Source organism: Pseudomonas sp. NPDC086581 (genome assembly GCF_044746165.1).
In the GTDB taxonomy this organism is placed as follows: domain Bacteria; phylum Pseudomonadota; class Gammaproteobacteria; order Pseudomonadales; family Pseudomonadaceae; genus Pseudomonas.
This window is the reverse complement of record NZ_JBIVBR010000011.1, coordinates 69,352-88,883: the sequence shown is the minus strand read 5'-3', so window position 1 is coordinate 88,883 and position 19,532 is coordinate 69,352. Positions and strand designations below refer to the sequence as shown.

Sequence of the window (19,532 nt, the reverse complement as noted above, 5' to 3'; positions counted from 1 at the left end):
TCAGAGGCCTGTCCGGTAGGTGAAGGTTTCCCAGGCGTTGCCCGCCTCCGCCAGTCGCTGCCGAGCACGCCGTCCGCTCCAGCGCACAGCGATCACCGCGCTATACAGATCGCCGCTGCGGGTTACCGTCACCGAGCCGCTACCCGATCCACCGAGCGTCTCGCAGACATCGGCCTGCCATTGGCCAAGATCGAGCTGCGCGCGTGTCGAGCCCCCGCCCGTCGGGCAGCCGGCGGCCCCGTCGATGAAGTTCAGGTCGTAGGCGCCAGCACGGGCGGAGTCGGGATTGGCGCGCAGCATCTCCGCCATCTCGCCGGCCAGCCAGGATGCCTGGGAACGGTGCAGCGCGCTGTAACCAGCGCTGATACCGACATTCTGCAATCCCGCCAACCCCAGCAGGCCAATGCCGAGGATGAGCACCGAGATCAGAACTTCCACTAGGGTGAATCCTTCGCTGCGCTTGCCACCGTCCATGCTCATCGCCTCGCCGCTGAGGGGTAGGCCTCAAGAGTGCAAGGCGCAACGCGGCGCGGTCAGCCAGACATTTGCTGGGAGATCGAAGGGAAAAGTCCGCGCGCCAATAGTGATAGACGGAAGTGGTTAGGAAAGCGCCTGAGCCATTCGGCCGCTTGTCCGCGAGGCTCAACCGCCGATCCCCATTGATCGCTCAACTCAGACGCTCGCAGCTTTCGCCGCGAGCGTTCGAGAGGCGCAGCTACAGCGTCCGGCGTTCGAGCTTTCACTCCAGCTGGGTGAGGAAGCCGATTTCATAGGCCATGCGGTCTAGCAGGGAGCGCTGTAGCGTACGGCCCCTGGCGAAGTTGCTCCACAGAGCATTTCCCCGTCTGGGGCGAATGAAGTCCGAGACTGCCGGCTCTACGTTCTTTCTTGAGCCAGAAGCAAACCTGCTCGCGTCCGGCGACCAATCGGACGGCATACCCGGACAGGTCTGACTGACAACACAACGGCCTAACTGCTGGGATGGATGTCCCCCTGGAATGGATGCCCGCCATGCTCATCGACGCCGCCCACCGCTTCTTCGATCACAGCCGTCATACCCTCAGCGTCAGGGACGTGGACGCACCGCTCGATGTCCTGGCCTTCACTGGTGAAGAAGGGCTCAGCCAACCCTTCGTCTACCGCATCGAATTCACCAGCACGCACCGCGACCTCCCAGCCGACTCCTTCCTCCGCAAGGACGCCAGCTTCAGCCTGCGCGCGCCGCCTGAGCAGCTGGGCATTCCCGGCTACACGCCGCCAATCGCTCCTCCCCTGCGCACGCTGTACGGCACGATCAGCCGCTTTTCCCTGCTGGCCATGTCACGAGACAAATCCCGCTACGAGGTGATTTTCGTCCCCCGTTTGAAGCTGCTGGGACTTGCTCGCCAGTACCGCCTTTACCAGAACCAGAGCGTGCCGGAGATCGTCGAGCAGGTGCTGCGGCGTAATGACTTCGCAGGGCAGGATTTCCTCTTCGAGTTGACCCGGGACTACCCGCAGCGCGAACAGGTGATGCAATACGGCGAGGATGATCTGGCGTTCATCCAGCGCCTGACGGCCGAAGTGGGCATCTGGTACCGCTTCTCGATGAACCCGGAGCTGCGCATCGAGACGGTGGAGTTCCACGACGACCAGCGTCATTACCTCCCCGTGCCACCCTTGCCGCTGCGCCCGCTCTCGTCGCTGGAGTCCAGCGGCCAGGACGCCATCTGGAAGTTGCAGAGCGGCCATGGACTGGTTGTGCAGCAGGTCAGCAATCGCGCCTACGACTACCGCGATGCTGGCGCCCAACTGGACGCCAACGTCGACCTGCTCAAATCGCCGAAGACCACCTTCGGCGAGGCCTACCACTACGGCGAACCGCACCAGAAACTAGGCGACGCCTACGCCCAGGACGAAGACCTGGAAAGCGAAAGCGGCTACTTCTACGCGCGCCTCGCCCACGAACGCTACCTCAATGAACGCACGCGCCTGACCGGTTTCACCAGCAGCCCCTCGCTCCTTCCCGGCCAGATACTGAAGCTCGACGGCGTAGACCAGAGCTTCGTGCCGGGTGCGGTGATTGTCCGCGTGCACAGCAGTGCCGCCCGCGACCGCAGCTTTGAAGTGCAATTCGAAGCCATCCCCTACGACGAGCAGGTCTGCTTCCGCCCCACAGTGCCGGCCAAACCGGTGATTGCTGGCACCATCCCGGCCCGCGTCACTAGCCCGGAGCCGAACGATCTCTATGGCCACATCGATAAAGACGGCCGCTATAAATGCTACTTCCTGTTCGACCGCGATACCTGGCCGGCAGGCCGGGAGTCACTGTGGCTGCGCCTCGCACGCCCCTATGCCGGCGACACCTATGGCCTGCACCTGCCTTTGATAGAAGGCACCGAAGTACGGATCGCCTTCGAAAACGGCGACCCCGACCGCCCCTACATCGCCCACGCCATTCACGACTCTCGACATCCCGACCACGTCACCCTGAAAAACTACAAGCGCAACGTCCTGCGCACACCGGCCAACAACAAGCTGCGCCTGGATGACTCGCGCGGAAAAGAGCACATCAAGCTCAGCACCGAATACAGCGGCAAGAGCCAGCTGAATCTCGGCCATCTGGTGGATGCGCAACGGCAGCAGCGCGGCGAGGGCTTCGAACTGCGCACCGACGGCTGGGGCGCAGTGCGCGCCGGCAAGGGTGTGTTCATCAGCGCAGACGTGCAGCCCGGCGCACAAGGTCAGGTACTGGCCATGCAGGAAGCCATCGCTCGCCTGGAACAGGCTGGCGACGAGATGCAGAAGTTCTCCAGCGATGCGGAAATGTCCCAGGCCGACGCAGCCAACTATCTGGCGCAAATCGCCTTCATGCGTGAAGAGGTCAAACAGCTCGAAGGCGCCGTCGCCCTGCTCAGCGCCCCGCAAGGCATCGCCCTCACCAGCGGCCAGCACCTGCAACTGGCCGCCCAGCAGAACTTGATACTCAACGCCGGCCATGAAGCGGATATCTGCGTGGCCAAACGACTGTTCGCCGGCGTCGGCGAAGGCATGAGCCTGTTCGTGCGCAAGCTCGGCATGAAGCTCTTCGCCAACCAGGGCGCAGTGCAAATCCAGGCGCAGAACGACCGCATGGAACTGCTCGCGCGCGAGGCGGTGGATGTCGTCAGCACCGAGAACGAAATCCACCTCACCGCCAAGAAGCGCATCGTCATCAACGCCGGCGGCAGCTACATCACCATGGATCAGCACGGCATCGAGTACGGCACCCAGGGCGACCACCGGATCAAGTCGGCGCACTTCGCCTATCTCGGGCCAGCCCGCCTGCATCCGGATATCCCCTTCCTGCCGCGCGAATCCACGGGCGAAGCCAAGAAGAAATCCATCTACCCACTGTCGCTCTGACTAGGCAAAGGAAGCCTGCACATGATCATCAGCCCTCCCTTCATTCCAGTCCCGATAGCCGGGGAAACCGACGAAGCCTTCGTCAACCGCGCCATGCCCGGCGGCAACCTGGGCGATGGCGCCTACCCCCTGAGCTTCGACCTCAACTGGCATGGCGGCCTGCATCTGCGCGCCCCGCAGGAGAACGGAAAGAACCTGCCCGTCCGCGCGATTGCCGACGGTACGCTCGCGTACTTCCGCGCCCCAGCAGAGAAAACCGACGATCCCAACAACGCGCTCAACTACGGCGATGGCTGGACGGACAACGGCTGCATCGTGCTGCGCCACGAAACCGAAATCGGCGAAGGCGCACGCAGCCAGGTGGTGTTCTATTCGATCTACATGCACCTGTCGAAAATCAACATCGCCAACCCGCAGCTCAAGCAGCGCATCTACCGCAAGGACAACATCGGCGAGGTTGGGGAAATCTACGGCAGCGCTGGCAAGATTCACTTCGAGATCATCGCCAGCGACACTCAGGTCGAGCACCTGACCGGCCGCAGCACGCGAGAGCTGGACTACCGCACCCGAGACGGCCGCACCGACAGCTGCTGGGGCGACATGTACTTCTACGTCCCCAGCACTCTACAAGGCTTCGCCGCGCCACCGAGCGACTTCGCCTCGCCCACCATCACGGGCGCTGTCTCCTTCAGCTTCCCCGCCCTGCCAGCAGGCTGGCTCACGCCAAGCGGAAGCCCCAGCGGACTCGCCATCACCACCACCCAGATCGATGGCTACCGCCCGGAAATGGTCAAGCAGATGCAGCAGGGTCTTATCGTTCGCATGCGCTACGACAAAGGCCAGTGCCAGCTGACCACCTACCACCTGACCGGCGAACTCATCGGCAGCCAGAGCGAAGAAGCGGACTTCGAGTACAACCTCTACACCACCGCCACCCGCCGCTACCCCGCCTGCCCCAGTGCCGGCTACGAACTGCTGCGCTTCGGCCGGGTGCTGGGGCCGGATGTACTCCAACCGGCCGACGCCGCGCACTGGCGCAAGATCAGCCTGCCGCCCCGTACCGAAGCTGGCGAAGCGGAGCGCAGCGCCTGGTTCAACCTCAACGCCCCCGGCGTCACCCGCTTCAGCGATGCCGACTTCCCGCACTGGATGGGCTGGCGCCTGATCGACGACGACCAGGACTCCGACAGTCACTGCCAATCCACCTATATCCGCGACCTCCTCGAACCGCCCAGCCTCTACGCCGTGCAATTGCCCCGTCGCGAAGATGCCGTCAGCCGGGCCCAATCCGACGCCTACGACTCGATGCCTGAGGGGGACAAACGAAGGCTCTCGGAGCAATACATGGACGACCGGCTGCGCAACACCACCTATCTCGTGGATGCCACCGCCAAGGGCACGCTCAAGCGCCTGATCTGCAAATTCCCCACCGAATGGTCGAGCGAAGATTTCAAAGTACGCTATGGCTGGCTAACGAAGGTCGCAGAGGGTGGGCCTATGTCGGAGGATGACTTCAAGGACCTTAAGAAGCACCACGAGGCGTTGGCGTTTTGGGAGGATTCCAATTTAACTGATATAGATAAAAAGCACTGGCAATTTCCTCCCAGGGAAATCATTAGCATCTTCAGAGGATGTGGTTGGCTCACAGCTAATGAATTTGCAATGACATTCCCTAAGCATATGTTTTACAACACTAACTCCAACCCAATAACCCCCATAACAACCAATAGCGACACCTATACAATCAGCAGGGAACGAGCAAAGGAAAGGATCGCAAGGCACAGCCCCAGCCTTAACAAAGTTATTAGAAAATACCTAGGAGGAAATAAGCATCGAATTTCTATATTTCTGGCGCAAACACTATTGGAAACCGCACAATGGAGAGATTTAGGCGGCTCAAAGCGCCTCATGCATGAGTGGGGCTTCGGTGCATACTCAGCAGCAAATCCTGCGACACAGTTCTATACGATATTTTATGGTAGAGGAATAATGCAGTTAACTTGGGCGGGAAACTATAGAGAATATGGAAACTACAGGGCGTTCCCGCCAAACTCTACTACAACCTATACCGAACGACGCCCCAACACGGACGCTCGACTTACACCGACTTCACAACATTACTCAGCACACCCAAATAACAATGGCAGTTTATTCACCTGGTCGCCGAGATTCGACCCAGACATCATAGGAGAGAGTCCGTATGAAGCTTGCGATTCTGGGGGGTTCTATTGGATATCAAAGCCATTCTCAGAAGGAATAAACATCAACAGAGTCGCGGACAGACCTTACTCACCATCAAACATTGGGCTGGTTAACCGGCTAGTTAACGGTGGCAGTAACGGATATTACGAAAGGCAGGCGTACACCGTTTATATGCTGCGAAGTCTTACTGACTCCGTAGACACATCGCGCGAAGTCACCATTACGCCCCCACATCCCAAACACCCAATTCGAGCAAACATGCAGGATCCTGAATAATATGCGTCCAAAAAAAACCATACTACTCCTATTCATCATCTTTCTATCGTCATTAGCGCATGCCGGGAATGTGGATTTCTTCCCAGAAGGAAGAAGCAAGTACACAATCACAACAGAAGGAAGCTCAATCATCATTACGGGAGATAACGAGGAAAAAGAAACTATAAATATAGACACAGAGAGTAAATTAAACATAGAAATAGCAGACTATAATTTTGATGGAAATCTTGATTTTTCAGTCTGGCACATGGACGAGGGCATGGGGACATACTTAATTTATAGAGTTTTTATATTCAAACCCAAGATAAAAAAATTCACTGAAGCCAATCCGAATTGCGGAGATGAATTTATAAATCTAAATCTAGACAGAAAAAGCAAAACGGTTTCGAGCACCTACTTCAAAAACAACACGCCACGGGTTTGCCATACAAGGCTATAAATAACAAAAATTAAAAATGGAATATTTGCCTCCAAGACTCCAGCCTGAACCAGTCGGCTCTATGCTTAGAACAGAAAAATACGTCCATTCTGTCTGTTTTCTGCTGTAAACATGTGCAAAGACCATGAAAAACCCATTAGCGATCATTATCTTGGTGACAACAAATGCGAACGCAGGCTCAATATACGAACAGGCAGACTGCAGAAAAACCGAGTCAAACACAAAAATTGAAATCTATGCAAATGGAACATCCTACCAACTTGGAGACAATAGCAAAACTTGTGATAGGTATTATTCATTTATAGACTCAGGCGACGGGGGCATAGTCATTCTGGCCGGCCCAAGCTCGGATGAGCTTGGAATAAACGCGCAGAATGAAATCTACCTCGCTGCTCCTGGAAGTCGGAAAGCAATCAATATTGGTTCAGTGCCCGCGAGATCAGATTTTATTGAAAACAAGACATTTCGAGATATAGCGCAAGTTGGAGGCTCTCTCTTTGAGACAAAATACATTATTAAAGATGGAAAGCTAACAGCCTATCCAGGCTATGAGCTCATATTCTTTGACGAGCAATGCATATACAAAAATGAAAATTCAAAAAAATGCACCGCACTGACAGGAACCTATGAAAAACCTATCTGTGCGTGGCAATCGGGCGATAGGAAATTTTTAGCCAAAAAAGAGAGGTGCGAAGACTTAAGAGACAACATAGATTCTCGATTAGGAAAATAGCGAGAATTAGTGGCAAAAAAGGGGACGGATTTATTTTTCAAGCGCCTTTCCTGAACCATCACCACCCAGCCTTAGAGTAGGAAATAAATTTGCCCTCTTCCATAGAATAGAAAAATTGGCCACTTTCCTTTTCCTCGGCGATCATGATATGAAAACCGTCATACCAAGTATCCTTTCCATTACCGCGCTAATAGTCTCTCTGATAAGCTTGCGCCACACACGGCGTCTGAGTGATAGCGCTTACTACAGCTACAGAGCCCAAGTTTCTGAGCGTCACGCCAAATACAGAGTTGAATTTAACGAAATTCGCCGCAATAACAAAGAAGGAATATACAAACTCAGCAAGCTTGCTGAAGACTCACTCAACGAGATCACAAGCCACTTCGACAGCTTCGACTTAAATAAGAAAGAGGCTCGCCATCTGCGCCACTTGCTGCGCGACTGCGCCGAACTGATTTACTACTCATTTAAAGGCCAGCTGGATTGGAAATATGCGGAGGATATCACGAACCGCCTTCAGGGATTTCGCTACGTCGAGAGTGAAGTAAGTAGCCAAATAAACTATTCTGGTAGAGAAAATTTCCGCTGCCACCTTATGGAGCAGTACAGAACAAACCCCAATCACCGCCATGAACTCGAACTTACAAAAGACATATATTTTTGCGAGCTGATTTATAGCTTGATCAATCGAACATCATCAGCAGACCGCATTAGAATAATGAGAATAACCCAAGAAAAAACAGAGTTACTAAGAAGGACCAAGAAGAACCTTGATGTTTCCCTTATGAATAGTATCGAACGCATTGACGAGGTACTAGAAGAGTGCGAGCTAGATGACTTCGCTCTCAACGAGCCCCCAAAGCTCTATACTTCCATTAAAAAATACGACGCCATGCTTAAAATCTTAAATAGACTGTACCTCCCAAAAATAAAAGAAGAGCACTACCCGCTTCAATCCAACTATATATCCATGACCGTTCTAACTTGTGCTGTTTTGTCCATGATACAAAGCTTCAGCTCTTGGGGTGACAAATAAACAAAGACCACCTTACGATGGCCTTTTCTGGAGCACGAGCCGTCAGCCGTTCGCCGACTGCTGCACGATCACCGTCTGCGCCGGCATCGGTGCCGGGAAGTCGGTGCCCAGGGCTTCCTTGATGGTGCGGTTGGTGTCGAAGTAGACCTGCCAGTAGTTGTCGTTATGGCAGTACGGACGCACCGCCAGCACCGGGCCGACGAGGTTGAACTCGAGGATTTCCACATCCACCGGCGGGTCGGTCAGCACATTCGGGATCGCCGCGATGCGCTGCTTGAGTACCGCCGCAGCGGCCTGGTAGTCAGCGGCGCCGGAGAGCTGCGCCTTGAGGTCTACGCGGCGGAAGGTGTTGTGGCTGAAGTTCTGGATGGTGTCGCCGAAGATCTTGTTGTTGCCCACCAGGGTCAGGACGTTGTCCGGGGTGTTGATGGCGGTGGCGAACAGGCCGATCTCCTTGACAGTGCCGGTCACGCCGCCGGCGGAGACGAAGTCGCCGACCTTGAACGGCCGCAGCACGATGATGAAGCCACCGGCCGCGAGGTTGGCCAATAGGCCGGACCAGGCCATGCCGATGGCCAGGCCGATCGCGGCGATCAGCGCGGCGAGGCTGGTGGTTTGTACGCCGAAGTAGCCGAGGATGCCGACGACCAGGAGGATGTTCAGGGTGACGGTGATGAAGGAGCCGACGTAGCGCAGCACCGTCGGATCGACGCTCTGCCGGGCCAGCGCCTTCTCCACCAGGCCGACGGCGAAGCTGATCAGCCAGCGGCCGAGAACCCAGAAGAGAATGGCGACGAGGATCTTCACACCGAAAGCGAGCGCGTACTGCGAAACCGTCGCCCACAGTGCGTTGAACTTCTCCGTACCCACATTGATGATGTTCGTATCGTCCATGGAAGCGCACCTGCGAGAGAAAGGGACCAGATGAACGCTAGCACGGCCCCAGCCGTTTGCTCGTCGCGGCGCGCAGCCCAGAGCCCTGGCGGGCTCCGGGCGCTATTGCACTAGCAGTCGCCGGGCAGCGAGGCGATCCAGCGGTTGAGCATTTCCAGCCCCTCGCGGTGCACGAGGGCGCGCCCCAGCTCGGGCATCATGTCGCCCGGCTTGTCGCTGCCGACGCGGTAGCTGAGCACGGACTTCTCCGGGCTGCCGGGGTGGATGTCTTCCAGCCGCCCGCCCGTGCCGCCGCCCGCTGCCACCGGCGGCTTGCAGATGCCGTAGGCGATGGAGACCGGTGTGTGCGGGTCGAGGTAGAGGCCGGAAGTGCGCGCCGCGCCCTTGGGGTTGTGGCAGTGCGAGCAGTTGGCGTCGAGGTAGCTGCGGGCCTGTTTCTCCAGGTCTTCGCCGGGACGCGGATGCCCCCACAGCGCGTTCTGCTGCACCTGCGCCAGCGCCGGCAGGCCCTTGAGGAAGCCGCGCGCCTGCCAGTGCTGCAGCTGGTTGTCGCTGCCTTCGGCATAGGCGAAGTCCTTGTTCAGATGCCGCGCCTTGGGGCCCAGCGGGGTGATGCCGCCGCCCTTCTGCTCGGCGTGGCATTCGGAGCACTGATTGGCGTCCGGCACCATATAGGTGAAGGCGGTCTTCCTGCCGTCTTCGGCGGTCAGCTCCAGCGCCGGGCTGTCGCCCGCGACCTCCAGGGTCGCTTCGCTCTGCTCGGCATTCCACACGTAGGGCAGTGCCGCCCAGCCATCCTTCTGCCGCACCAGCACGCGGGTTTCCACCAGATGAACCTTGGCCATGTCGAGCCCGGCCTTCGGATCGCGGTCGTCCTGGCTGTTCTGCAGCAGGTTGCCCTGGGCGTCCTTCGGGTAATAGAAGGTCTTGGTCAGGACGGTGCCGACGGGGTAGTCGAAGCGGTCCTCGGCGTACTGCGCCGATTGTCCTTCGGGCATCCACACGGTGCGCAGCTTGTGCGCGTAGTCGGTGAACAGCGAGGTGTTCAGGTCATAGGGCAGCACCTCGGCGGCCGGCGTCAGATGGCCGCCCGCCAGGTGCAGCATGCCCCAGCCGCTGAGCTTTTCCGGGTAGTCGTCGCCTTCGGGCTGATAACGCGGCTTGCTCTCCTGCCCGCACCCGGCCACCAGGGTGGCCAGGGCGAGCGACAACAGGAACGAAGCGGGTTTCATCATGCCTTGTTGCCCTTTTCACCCAGGCCGGCCTGTTCGATCTTCGGCAGCGGCTTGAGCTTGCACTGGTGCGCGGTCATGTCGGTGCTGATGTTCTTGTAGCCGTTGGGGCCGTCGACGTTGACGATGCCGGCGCTGCCGTTGTCGATGCAGATGGCCAGGGCTTCGGGCAGTTTGCCGTCGACCAGTTTCTTCTCGTTGAAGTAGCCGTCCCAGAGGATGTCCGGCAGGCGCCCGGTGAGGCCGAACTTGGCGACCTTGAGGGCTTTCAGCTCCAGGTGGTCGGGGCTGTCGCCGCCGGGGCCGAAGGTGTTGCCGTGGATGAAGATGCCTTCGGGATAGGGATCGAAGTTCGGCTGCGTGGCCTTCTCCGAGTAGTTGGTGCTGAAGTAGCTGCTGATGATGACGTTGGCGGTTTTGTGGTTGCCGATCTTGTTGTTGAAGATCTCCACGTCGTCGTTGGAGTTCACCACCACGCCCGAGCCCGCTGGTACGCTGGCCACCGGCGTGCCCTTGTGGCCGAAGTTCTCGTGGTTGTTGTTCTGCACGTCGTTGTCGAAGACGCGGGTACCACGTCCCGGTTGCTGCAGGTTGGGCATGTTGAAGACGAGGATGCCGCCGGTGTTGTCGGTGGCGACGTTGTTGTAGACGTCGGCGCCGATGGTGTTCTCGATCTCGATGCCGGCGACGTTGCGCTCGGCGCGGTTGTTGCGCACCACCACGTTGCGCGACTGGCCGACGTAGATGCCCGAGTCGGAGGCGCCGATGGCGACGTTGCCTTCAAGCAAGGTGTTCTCAGTCTGCACCGGGTAGATGCCGTAGCCACCGTTCTCGGTGGAGGCGCCGTTGGTCCACTCGGTGCGGATGTTGCGGATGACGATGTTCTTGCCGCCGATGACCTTCAGGCCGTCGCCCTTGGTGTCCTCGATGGCGAGGTTTTCTACGGTGAAGTCGGAGGCGTCGACGAAGAGGCCTTCGGCGCCGGCCTTCTGGTTCTTGAAGTTGAGGATTGTCTTGTCCATCCCGGCCCCGCGGATGGTCACGCCGTCCACTTTCAGGCTGAGGCTGCGGTCCAGGTGGTAGGTGCCGGCGGGAATGTCGATGACATCGCCGGCCTTGGCCTTGATCAGGCGGGCCTGCAGGTCCTTCTGGAAATCGCTGCTGACGGCGGCGGTGGGCTTGTCGCCTTCGCCGCAGGCGGCCAGCGCAACGGAGAATGCGAGAAGGGAGAGAGTGGCGAGACGCATGGCGGGCTCCAGTCTTGTTCTTATGATATGGAACTATCGTACCAACTAAGCCAGAGAATACTCCTACATCCCGCGCCACGCCAGCCCTTCAGACACTTCGCACTTTGATTGATTGGCGTCACTGCTTCGCGATGGCGGATCGGGATGATCTGCGCTTCCACCCCAAGGAGTGCACGGATGAGCTTCATGCCCTGGAACGACGAGTTCGTGATCGGAATCGAGCGGATCGATGAACAGCACCGCTGGCTGGTCGACCTCACCAATGCGCTGTACGACAGCCTCAACGGCGCGGATGGCGAGGGCCAGCCCATCGGCGAGTTGCTGGAGCAACTGGTGGAGTACACGATGAACCACTTCATCGTCGAGGAGGTGCTGTTCCAGCGCCTGGGCTACCCGGAGGAGGAAGCGCACCGCGCCGAGCACGACCGCTTCAACCGGCAGATCATCGACCTGCTGTACCGTCACGAGGATGGCGAGGTGGTCTCGGTCGAGGCGCTGGAGCTGCTCAAGGCCTGGCTGATCCACCACATTCTCAAGGTGGACAAGGCTTACGTGAGCTTCTTCCAGCAAAAAGGCGTGACCGCATAGCGGGCACGCCTTTTTCACAGCACGGGCAGACGGATCAGCGCGGGATATTCGGCTGCCGCTTGGTGGTGCGTTTCTTGCCCTTGGCGTAGCCGGTGGCCTTGCCTTCCTCGGTCTTGTTCCACGGCTTGGAGCCATTGCTGGCGCGCGGGGGCAGACCGGTGTGCTGGGTCAGCAGCGGCTGGCCAGCCTTCTTGCTGCCGGCCGGGGTGGAGTTCTTGCGACGCGCGCTCTGGTACTCGTCGGTCTGCGGCTGGTAGGTCGGGATCAGGTGGTGCTTGCCGTTGCCGATCAGGTCCGCGCGCCCCATGCGTTCCAACGCTTCACGAAGCATCGGCCAGCCCTTCGGGTCGTGGTAGCGCAGGAAGGCCTTGTGCAGGCGACGCTGCTGGTCGCTTTTGACGATGGTCACGCTGTCGCTCTTGTAGGTGACCTTGCGCAGCGGGTTCTTGCCCGAGTGGTACATGGCGGTGGCGCTGGCCATCGGCGAGGGATAGAACGCCTGCACCTGGTCCGCGCGGAAGCCGTTGCGCTTGAGCCACAGGGCGAGGTTCATCATGTCCTCGTCGGTGGTACCCGGGTGCGCCGCGATGAAGTACGGGATCAGGTACTGCTCCTTGCCCGCCTCCTTGGAGAACTTCTCGAACATGCGTTTGAAGGTGTCGTAGGTGCCGATCCCCGGCTTCATCATCTTCGACAGCGGGCCTTCCTCGGTGTGCTCCGGGGCGATCTTCAGGTAGCCGCCGACGTGGTGCGTCACCAGTTCCTTGACGTACTCGGGCGACTCCACGGCGAGGTCGTAGCGCAGGCCGGAGGCGATCAGGATCTTCTTCACGCCCGGCAGGGCGCGGGCCTTGCGGTACAACTCGATGAGCGAGGAGTGGTCGGTATTGAGGTTCTCGCAGATGCCCGGCCAAACGCAGGACGGCTTGCGGCAGTGACGCTCGATCTCCGGGTCCTTGCAGGCGATGCGGTACATGTTGGCGGTCGGGCCGCCGAGGTCGGAAACCACGCCGGTGAAGCCTGGCACCTTACGCATCTCCTCGATCTCGGCGAGGATCGACTCGTGGGAGCGGTTCTGGATGATCCGCCCCTCGTGCTCGGTGATCGAGCAGAAGGTGCAGCCACCGAAGCAGCCCCGCATGATGTTCACCGAGAAACGGATCATCTCGTAGGCCGGGATCTTCTCCTTGCCATACAACGGGTGCGGCACGCGCGCATAGGGCATGCCGAACACGTAGTCCATTTCCTCGGTGCTCATCGGGATGGGCGGCGGGTTGAACCACACGTCCACTTCGCCGTGCTTCTGCACCAGGGCGCGGGCGTTGCCCGGGTTGGTCTCCAGGTGCAGCACGCGGTTGGCGTGGGCGTAGAGCACCGCGTCGCTGCGCACCTTTTCGAACGACGGCAGGCGGATCACCGTACGATCGCGCTCCAGGCGCGGGTGCGCCAGCAGCTGCACGACCTTGGCTTCGTTCGGGTCTTCCTGCTCGCCCTTCTCCTGCTCGATGGCGCAGGCGGCGGTGTCCTGGGTGTTCACGTACGGGTTGATGATCTTGTCGACCTTGCCCGGACGGTCGATGCGGGTGGAGTCCACCTCGAACCAGCCTTCGGGGGTGTCGCGGCGCACGAAGGCAGTGCCGCGTACGTCGGTGATCTGCTCGACCTGCTCGCCAGCGGCCAGGCGCTGGGCGATCTCCACCACGGCGCGTTCGGCGTTGCCGTACAGCAGGATGTCGGCGGTGGCGTCCATCAGGATGGAGCGGCGCACCTTGTCCTGCCAGTAGTCGTAGTGGGCGATGCGGCGCAGCGAAGCCTCGATGCCGCCGAGGATCACCGGAGTCTGGCTGTAGGCTTCCTTGCAGCGCTGGCTGTAGACCAGGCTGGCGCGATCCGGGCGCTTGCCGGCCAGGCCGCCCGGCGTATAGGCGTCATCACTGCGGATTTTCTTGTCCGCGGTGTAGCGGTTGATCATCGAGTCCATGTTGCCCGCCGCCACACCGAAGAACAGGTTCGGCTGGCCGAGCTTCATGAAGTCGTCCTTCGAGCGCCAGTCCGGCTGGGCAATGATGCCCACGCGGAAGCCCTGGGCCTCCAACAGGCGGCCGATGATGGCCATGCCGAACGACGGATGGTCAACGTAGGCATCCCCGGTGACGATGATGATGTCGCAGGAGTCCCAACCCAGCTGATCCATCTCTTCCTTGCTCATGGGCAGGAACGGCGCCGGGCCGAAACACTCGGCCCAGAACTTGGGATAGTCGAACAACGGCTTGGCGGCTTGCATCACGGGCACCGGGTATCTCTATGTGGGTATCGCGGAAAAACGCGGGCGCGGAATATAGCACAAAAAGTGTACAAATCCGACCAGCAAGCTCAGATTTAGCTGGCGATTTAACCGGCGCGCGGTAGATTGCCAATGCCATCATCTGGCTATACTTCAGCCACTATTAGCAGTACGCCTGGCCATCCCGACCAGGCCAGGGAGCCGTGTCGTGCGTCGTGCCTTCGTGCTGTTGCTTGCCCTGCTGTTCTGCCACACGGCGCTAGCCTTCGAACTGGACGACAAGGCCAGCGGCGCCTGGCTCAACGATCACCTCGAACTGCTGCAGGAGCGTGACGGTCCGCTGTCGCTGGAGGCCGTGCAAGCCAGCCATGACTTCGTCCCGGCCAACGGCCGCACCAGTGTCGGCCAGAGCTCCGACGGCTGGTGGTTGCGCCTGGACCTCGACCGCCGCACTACCCCGCAGGGCGGCTGGTGGCTGGAAGTTGACGCGGTCAACCTGCAGGACCTTCGCCTGTACATACCCGGCGAATCAGGCGCCTACCGGGAAGCGCGTTCAGGCGAGGCAGTGCCTTTCGCCCAGGGCCGCGACCGCGACTACCGCCGCCCGGTCTTCCACCTGCCCGAGGGCACCGGACCGGTTCGCCTGTACGCCCGCGTCTACGATCCGGCCGGCAACTCCTTCCCGCTGCGCATCTGGTCGCTGGACGACCTGCAGGATCATCGCGCCGATACCAGCCTGTTCCTCGGCTTCATCTATGGTCTGATCGCCGCGTTGCTGCTGTACAACCTGTTCATCCTGCTGACCCTGCGTGACCCGGCGTACTTCTGGTACGTGCTGACCACCGCCAGCGCATTGCTGTTCAGCCTGGGGATGAGCGGCCACGGCTTCGAGTACTTCTGGCCGGACCATCCGGTGCCCTGGTGGCTGGACCGCATCACACTGCCCTCGCTCTGGGGCCTGTGCGTGCATCGCTTCACCATCACCTTGCTGCAGACCCGCCGCCACGTGCGCTGGTCCCACTGGCTGCTGAACCTGAACTGCGCGCTGTATGTGCTGACCATTGTTCTCGGCGCCCTGCACCTGCGTGGCGTAGCCAGCTGGATGCTGGTGGCAATCACCCTGATCGGCGTCCCGGCGGCCCTGGGTGGCGCCCTGGTGCGCTGGCGCCAGGGCTCGTTCCCGGCCTTCCTCTACCTGCTCGGATTTGGCCTGGTGCTGACCAGCGTGAGCATCTCGGTGCTGCGTGCCACGGGTCTGGTGCAGCCATCTCCCCTGACGTCGTACATCTTCCCCATCGCCGTGGCCATGGAGTCGGTGCTGTTCTCCTTCGCCCTCACCTCGCGAATCCAGGGCCTCAAGCGCGAGCGGGCCCAGGCGCTGGAGCAGGCCGACCGGGAGAAAAGCGCACGCCTGACGCTGATGCAGAGCGCCCAGCAGGATCTGGCGACCGCCGTGGCCGAGCGCACTGCCGAACTCACCCAGAGCAACCAGCTTCTGCGCGAGCGCGAAGTGCAGCTGCAGCACGCAGCACATTACGACCCACTGACCGGCCTGCCGAACCGTCGCTATCTTGTGGAGCACGCCGAGCAAGCCCTGACCAATGCCCAGCAAAACGGCGAAACCCTGGCGCTGATGCTGATCGACCTCGACCACTTCAAGCCGATCAACGACAGCTACGGTCACGACGCCGGGGATTTCATGTTGCAGAACGTCGGCAATCGCCTGCGTCAGTGCGTGCGTGGGAGCGACTGCGTTGCGCGACTGGGTGGCGATGAATTCGCAGCGCTGATTTCGGGACCCGATGCTGAGGGGCACGCCAAGGAGATCGCCTGCCGCATCCTCAACGAGCTGGCGCGCCCAGTGAAGTTCGAGAGCCTGGAACTGCGCGTCACACCGAGCATCGGCGTGGCCATCTACCCCAGCCACGCAATGCAGTTCAGCAAGCTGTACAAGGCCGCCGACCAAGCGCTCTACGAAGTGAAGGGCAATGGCCGGGCGGCCTATGCCATGGCTAGCGAAGCCGCTGGCGAGACCAGCGAACTCTGGCCGGAAAAAGAATGGCTGGAAAGCGAAGACCGCGCCTGATCAGCTACGGTAGCGGCGCGGCACGCGGGCGGTGACCTTGGTCAGCAACTCGTAACCGATGGTACCGGCGTGGGCTGCCACCTCGTCTACCGGCAGGTTGGTACCCCACAGCTCGACGCGGTCGCCCACGGCTGCCCTGGGCAGGTCAGTCAGGTCCACCGCCAGCATGTCCATTGACACGCGCCCAGCCAACGGCGCGCGCTGACCATCCACCAGCACCGGCGTACCGCTCGCCGCGTGGCGCGGATAGCCATCGGCATACCCGCAGCTCACGGTACCGATGCGCGAAGGCCGCTCGGCCACCCAGGTTGCGCCGTAGCCCACACTCTCCCCGACCGCCACCTCGCGCACGGCGATCAGTTGAGCCTCCAGGCTCATGGCCGGACGCAGGCCAAGCTCGGCGGCACCGATGTCGGCGAACGGCGTCGCGCCGTAGAGCATGATGCCGGGGCGAACCCAGTCCATGTGCGCGGCGGGAATGGTCAGCACAGCGGCGGAGTTGGCCAGCGAACGTTGGTCGAAATCCAGGTCCAGCACACTGAGGAAGCAGGCTACCTGGTCTTCGGTAAGCTCGTCGCCGCGCAGGTCGGCGTTGGCGAAGTGGCTCATCAGGTTCAGCTCGGCCACCTGCGGCGCCTGGCGCAGGCGCGGATGCCAGTCGCGCAGCGCATCTGGCGAGAAACCCAGGCGATGCATACCCGTATCCAGTTTCATCCACACATTGAGCGCGCTGGGCAGCTGCGCGGCGAGCAGCGCCTGGGCCTGCTCGGGCCCTTGCACCGCAACGTCCAGGCGCAGCTGGGCAGCAATCAGGTATTCCGCCGGCTCGAAGCAGCCCTCCAGCAGCAGGATGCGCGCACCGGCGTGCAGCGCGCGCACCTCGGCGGCTTCCTCCAGACAGGCTACGGCGAAGCCGTCCGCCTCGTCGTACAGGCTGCTCACCACTTCCCGCGCGCCATGCCCGTAGGCGTTCGCCTTGACCACCGCGAAGGCTTCACGTCCCGGCGCGCAGCGCTTGGCGACGGCGTAGTTGTGGCGAATGGCGGCTAGATCGACGTGGGCGACGAGTGGGCGCATGGCGGCCTCTGCAATGAAAACGGGCGCCTATCTTAAGGCGCCCGTCGGTCACGCGGAATGCGGCATCGTTACTCGTCTTCGAAGTTGTACATGCCGGGCGCAAGGTTCTCGAAGCGGCTGTAGCGGCCGAGGAACGCCACGCGCACCGTGCCAATCGGACCGTTACGCTGCTTGCCGAGGATGATTTCGGCGACGCCCTTGAACTCGGTCTCGGGGTGATACACCTCGTCGCGGTAGACGAACATGATCACGTCGGCGTCCTGCTCGATCGCTCCGGATTCACGCAGGTCGGAGTTCACCGGACGCTTGTTGGGCCGCTGTTCCAGCGAGCGGTTGAGCTGCGAGAGCGCCACCACCGGGCAATTGAATTCCTTCGCCAACGCCTTGAGCGAGCGGGAAATCTCGGAGATCTCGTTGGTCCGGTTGTCGCCGGCAGAACCGGGGATCTGCATGAGCTGCAGGTAGTCGACCATGATCATGCCGATCTCACCGTGCTCGCGGGCCAGGCGGCGGGTACGCGCGCGCATTTCCGAGGGCGAGATGCCGGCGGTGTCATCGATGAACAGCTTGCGGTCGCTGAGCAGGTTCACCGCCGAGGTCAGGCGCGGCCAATCTTCGTCGTCCAGCTTGCCGGTACGCACCTTGGTCTGGTCGATGCGGCCAAGCGAGGCGAGCATACGCATCACGATGGAGTCGGAGGGCATCTCCAGGGAATACACCAGGATCGCCTTGTCACTGCGCATCAGGGCGTTCTCCACCAGGTTCATGGCGAAGGTGGTCTTACCCATGGACGGACGGCCGGCAACGATGATCAGGTCGGAGGGCTGCAGACCGCTGGTCTTCTCGTCGAGGTCGGTGAAGCCGGTGGTGATACCGGTCAGCGCGTCCGAGGTGTTGAACAGGTGGTCGATGCGGTCGATGGTCTTGACCAGGATGTCACCGATGCCCACCGGACCGCCGGTCTTGGGACGCGCTTCGGCGATTTCGAAGATCTTGCGCTCGGCTTCGTCGAGCACTTCGTTGGCGCTGCGCCCTTCCGGGTTGAAGGCGCTGTCGGCAATATCGCTGCTGATACCGATCAGCTGCCGCAGCGTGGCGCGCTCGCGGATGATGCCCGCGTACGCCTTGATGTTCGCCACCGAGGGCGTGTTCTTCGCCAGCTCCGCGAGGTACGCAAGGCCACCCACCTGGGACAGCTGCCCTTCGCGCTCGAGCTGTTCGGAGAGGGTCACCACGTCGATCGGCTGGTTGGCTTCGGCGAGCTTGTAGACGGCGCGGAAGATCAGGCGATGGTCATGGCGGTAGAAGTCGCCGTCGGACACGGCATCAGAGACTCGTTCCCATGCGTTGTTATCGAGCATCAGGCCGCCCAGCACTGCCTGTTCGGCTTCGATCGAGTGCGGCGGCACCTTGAGGGAAGCGGTCTGCAGGTCGTATTGCTCGGGGATGGTGATGTCGTTCATGGGCTCTTCGTGTCGGCTCTTCGTAGGAGAGAATCAAACGGCGGAAAAAACAAAGGGCACGGACCGAGGATCGGTACCGTGCCCATTGTTATAGGACTGATTCACCCAGGCAAGCCGTGTGAATCGTCCTAGCGACGGATCGCTTACTCGGCGACTACAACCACGTGCAGGGTTGCATCAACATCCATGTGCAGTTGCACTTCGATGTTGTATTCGCCTACAGCGCGCAGGGCGCCGTCGGGCAGGCGAACTTCGCTCTTTTCCAGCGGGTAGCCGGCAGCCGAAACGGCGTCGGCGATGTCGCGGGTGCCGATCGAACCAAACAGTTTGCCTTCGTCGCCAGCGTGGGCGCCGATGGTCACGATCAGTTCGGCCAGTTGGGCAGCACGAGCTTCAGCAGCGGCTTTTTTCTCAGCAGCGGCTTTTTCCAGCTCTGCACGGCGCTCTTCGAAAGCAGCGACGTTGGCAGCGGTGGCAGCGGTGGCTTTGCCCTGCGGCAGCAGGTAGTTACGAGCGTAACCGCCCTTTACGTTCAGCTTGTCGCCCAGGTTGCCCAGTTTGGCGATCTTTTCCAGCAGGATGACTTCCATT

The 19,532-nt window shown here is 60.6% G+C and carries 15 protein-coding genes; 7 read left to right on the top strand and 8 right to left on the bottom strand.

All coding sequences use genetic code 11. The annotated features are described in order from the left end of the window. Window positions 1-474: a type IV pilus modification protein PilV gene (gene pilV / locus ACIPK7_RS21780; RefSeq protein WP_401090107.1), complete on the bottom strand. Its 474-nt coding sequence runs from the start codon at window positions 472-474 to the stop codon at window positions 1-3. A gap of 537 nt (window positions 475-1,011) precedes the next feature. On the opposite strand from pilV, the gene ACIPK7_RS21775 reads away from it, so the two are divergent. The 5 genes from ACIPK7_RS21775 to ACIPK7_RS21755 all read left to right on the top strand — a co-directional run bounded on the left by ACIPK7_RS21775 (window position 1,012) and on the right by ACIPK7_RS21755 (window position 8,070). After that, window positions 1,012-3,384 (top strand): type VI secretion system Vgr family protein, encoded by a 2,373-nt coding sequence (locus ACIPK7_RS21775; RefSeq protein WP_401090105.1) that lies wholly within the window; start codon window positions 1,012-1,014, stop codon window positions 3,382-3,384. Between the two features lie 21 nt (window positions 3,385-3,405). Beyond that, window positions 3,406-5,862, top strand: a complete 2,457-nt coding sequence (locus ACIPK7_RS21770; protein ID WP_401090103.1) for a hypothetical protein — start codon at window positions 3,406-3,408, stop codon at window positions 5,860-5,862. 1 nt (window position 5,863) lies between these two features. Further along, entirely contained in the window at window positions 5,864-6,301 is a 438-nt protein-coding gene (locus ACIPK7_RS21765) for an XAC2610-related protein (protein ID WP_401090101.1), read from the top strand. Window positions 6,302-6,425: 124 nt separating this feature from the next. Further along, window positions 6,426-7,034, top strand: coding sequence for a hypothetical protein (locus ACIPK7_RS21760; RefSeq protein ID WP_192434135.1), 609 nt, complete (start codon window positions 6,426-6,428; stop codon window positions 7,032-7,034). Between the two features lie 148 nt (window positions 7,035-7,182). Then, window positions 7,183-8,070 (top strand): hypothetical protein, encoded by an 888-nt coding sequence (locus ACIPK7_RS21755; RefSeq protein WP_401090099.1) that lies wholly within the window; start codon window positions 7,183-7,185, stop codon window positions 8,068-8,070. 42 nt (window positions 8,071-8,112) lie between these two features. On the opposite strand, the gene ACIPK7_RS21750 is transcribed toward ACIPK7_RS21755, so the two are convergent. From ACIPK7_RS21750 to ACIPK7_RS21740, 3 genes are all read right to left on the bottom strand, one after another. Next, complete coding sequence (locus ACIPK7_RS21750) at window positions 8,113-8,964, bottom strand: mechanosensitive ion channel family protein (protein WP_401090097.1); 852 nt, start codon at window positions 8,962-8,964, stop codon at window positions 8,113-8,115. A 110-nt stretch (window positions 8,965-9,074) separates the two neighbouring features. Next, window positions 9,075-10,199, bottom strand: coding sequence for an SO2930 family diheme c-type cytochrome (locus tag ACIPK7_RS21745; RefSeq protein ID WP_401090095.1), 1,125 nt, complete (start codon window positions 10,197-10,199; stop codon window positions 9,075-9,077). Next, window positions 10,196-11,443: a parallel beta-helix domain-containing protein gene (locus tag ACIPK7_RS21740; RefSeq protein WP_401090093.1), complete on the bottom strand. Its 1,248-nt coding sequence runs from the start codon at window positions 11,441-11,443 to the stop codon at window positions 10,196-10,198. Before ACIPK7_RS21740 ends, ACIPK7_RS21745 begins: the two co-directional genes overlap by 4 nt. 177 nt (window positions 11,444-11,620) lie before the next feature. On the opposite strand from ACIPK7_RS21740, the gene ACIPK7_RS21735 reads away from it, so the two are divergent. Continuing rightward, entirely contained in the window at window positions 11,621-12,031 is a 411-nt protein-coding gene (locus ACIPK7_RS21735) for a bacteriohemerythrin (RefSeq protein WP_192434127.1), read from the top strand. A gap of 34 nt (window positions 12,032-12,065) precedes the next feature. Here ACIPK7_RS21735 and ACIPK7_RS21730 read toward each other — a convergent pair whose 3' ends face one another. Next, window positions 12,066-14,315 (bottom strand): YgiQ family radical SAM protein, encoded by a 2,250-nt coding sequence (locus ACIPK7_RS21730; protein ID WP_401090091.1) that lies wholly within the window; start codon window positions 14,313-14,315, stop codon window positions 12,066-12,068. Window positions 14,316-14,523: 208 nt separating this feature from the next. Here ACIPK7_RS21730 and ACIPK7_RS21725 point away from each other — a divergent pair, with 208 nt between their 5' ends. After that, entirely contained in the window at window positions 14,524-16,401 is a 1,878-nt protein-coding gene (locus tag ACIPK7_RS21725; protein ID WP_401090089.1) for a diguanylate cyclase domain-containing protein, read from the top strand. Here ACIPK7_RS21725 and alr read toward each other — a convergent pair whose 3' ends face one another. From alr to rplI, 3 genes are all read right to left on the bottom strand, one after another. Further along, on the bottom strand, window positions 16,402-17,478 hold the full coding sequence (gene alr, locus ACIPK7_RS21720; RefSeq protein ID WP_401090087.1) for an alanine racemase: 1,077 nt from the start codon (window positions 17,476-17,478) through the stop codon (window positions 16,402-16,404). A 68-nt stretch (window positions 17,479-17,546) separates the two neighbouring features. Beyond that, the gene (gene dnaB / locus ACIPK7_RS21715) at window positions 17,547-18,941 is read right to left on the bottom strand and encodes a replicative DNA helicase (protein ID WP_192434111.1); all 1,395 of its coding nucleotides are present in this window, start codon (window positions 18,939-18,941) and stop codon (window positions 17,547-17,549) included. A 143-nt stretch (window positions 18,942-19,084) separates the two neighbouring features. After that, a complete protein-coding gene (gene rplI, locus ACIPK7_RS21710; protein ID WP_015479134.1) occupies window positions 19,085-19,531 on the bottom strand; it encodes a 50S ribosomal protein L9 in 447 nt (148 codons plus the stop codon). Window position 19,532 lies beyond the last annotated feature (1 nt).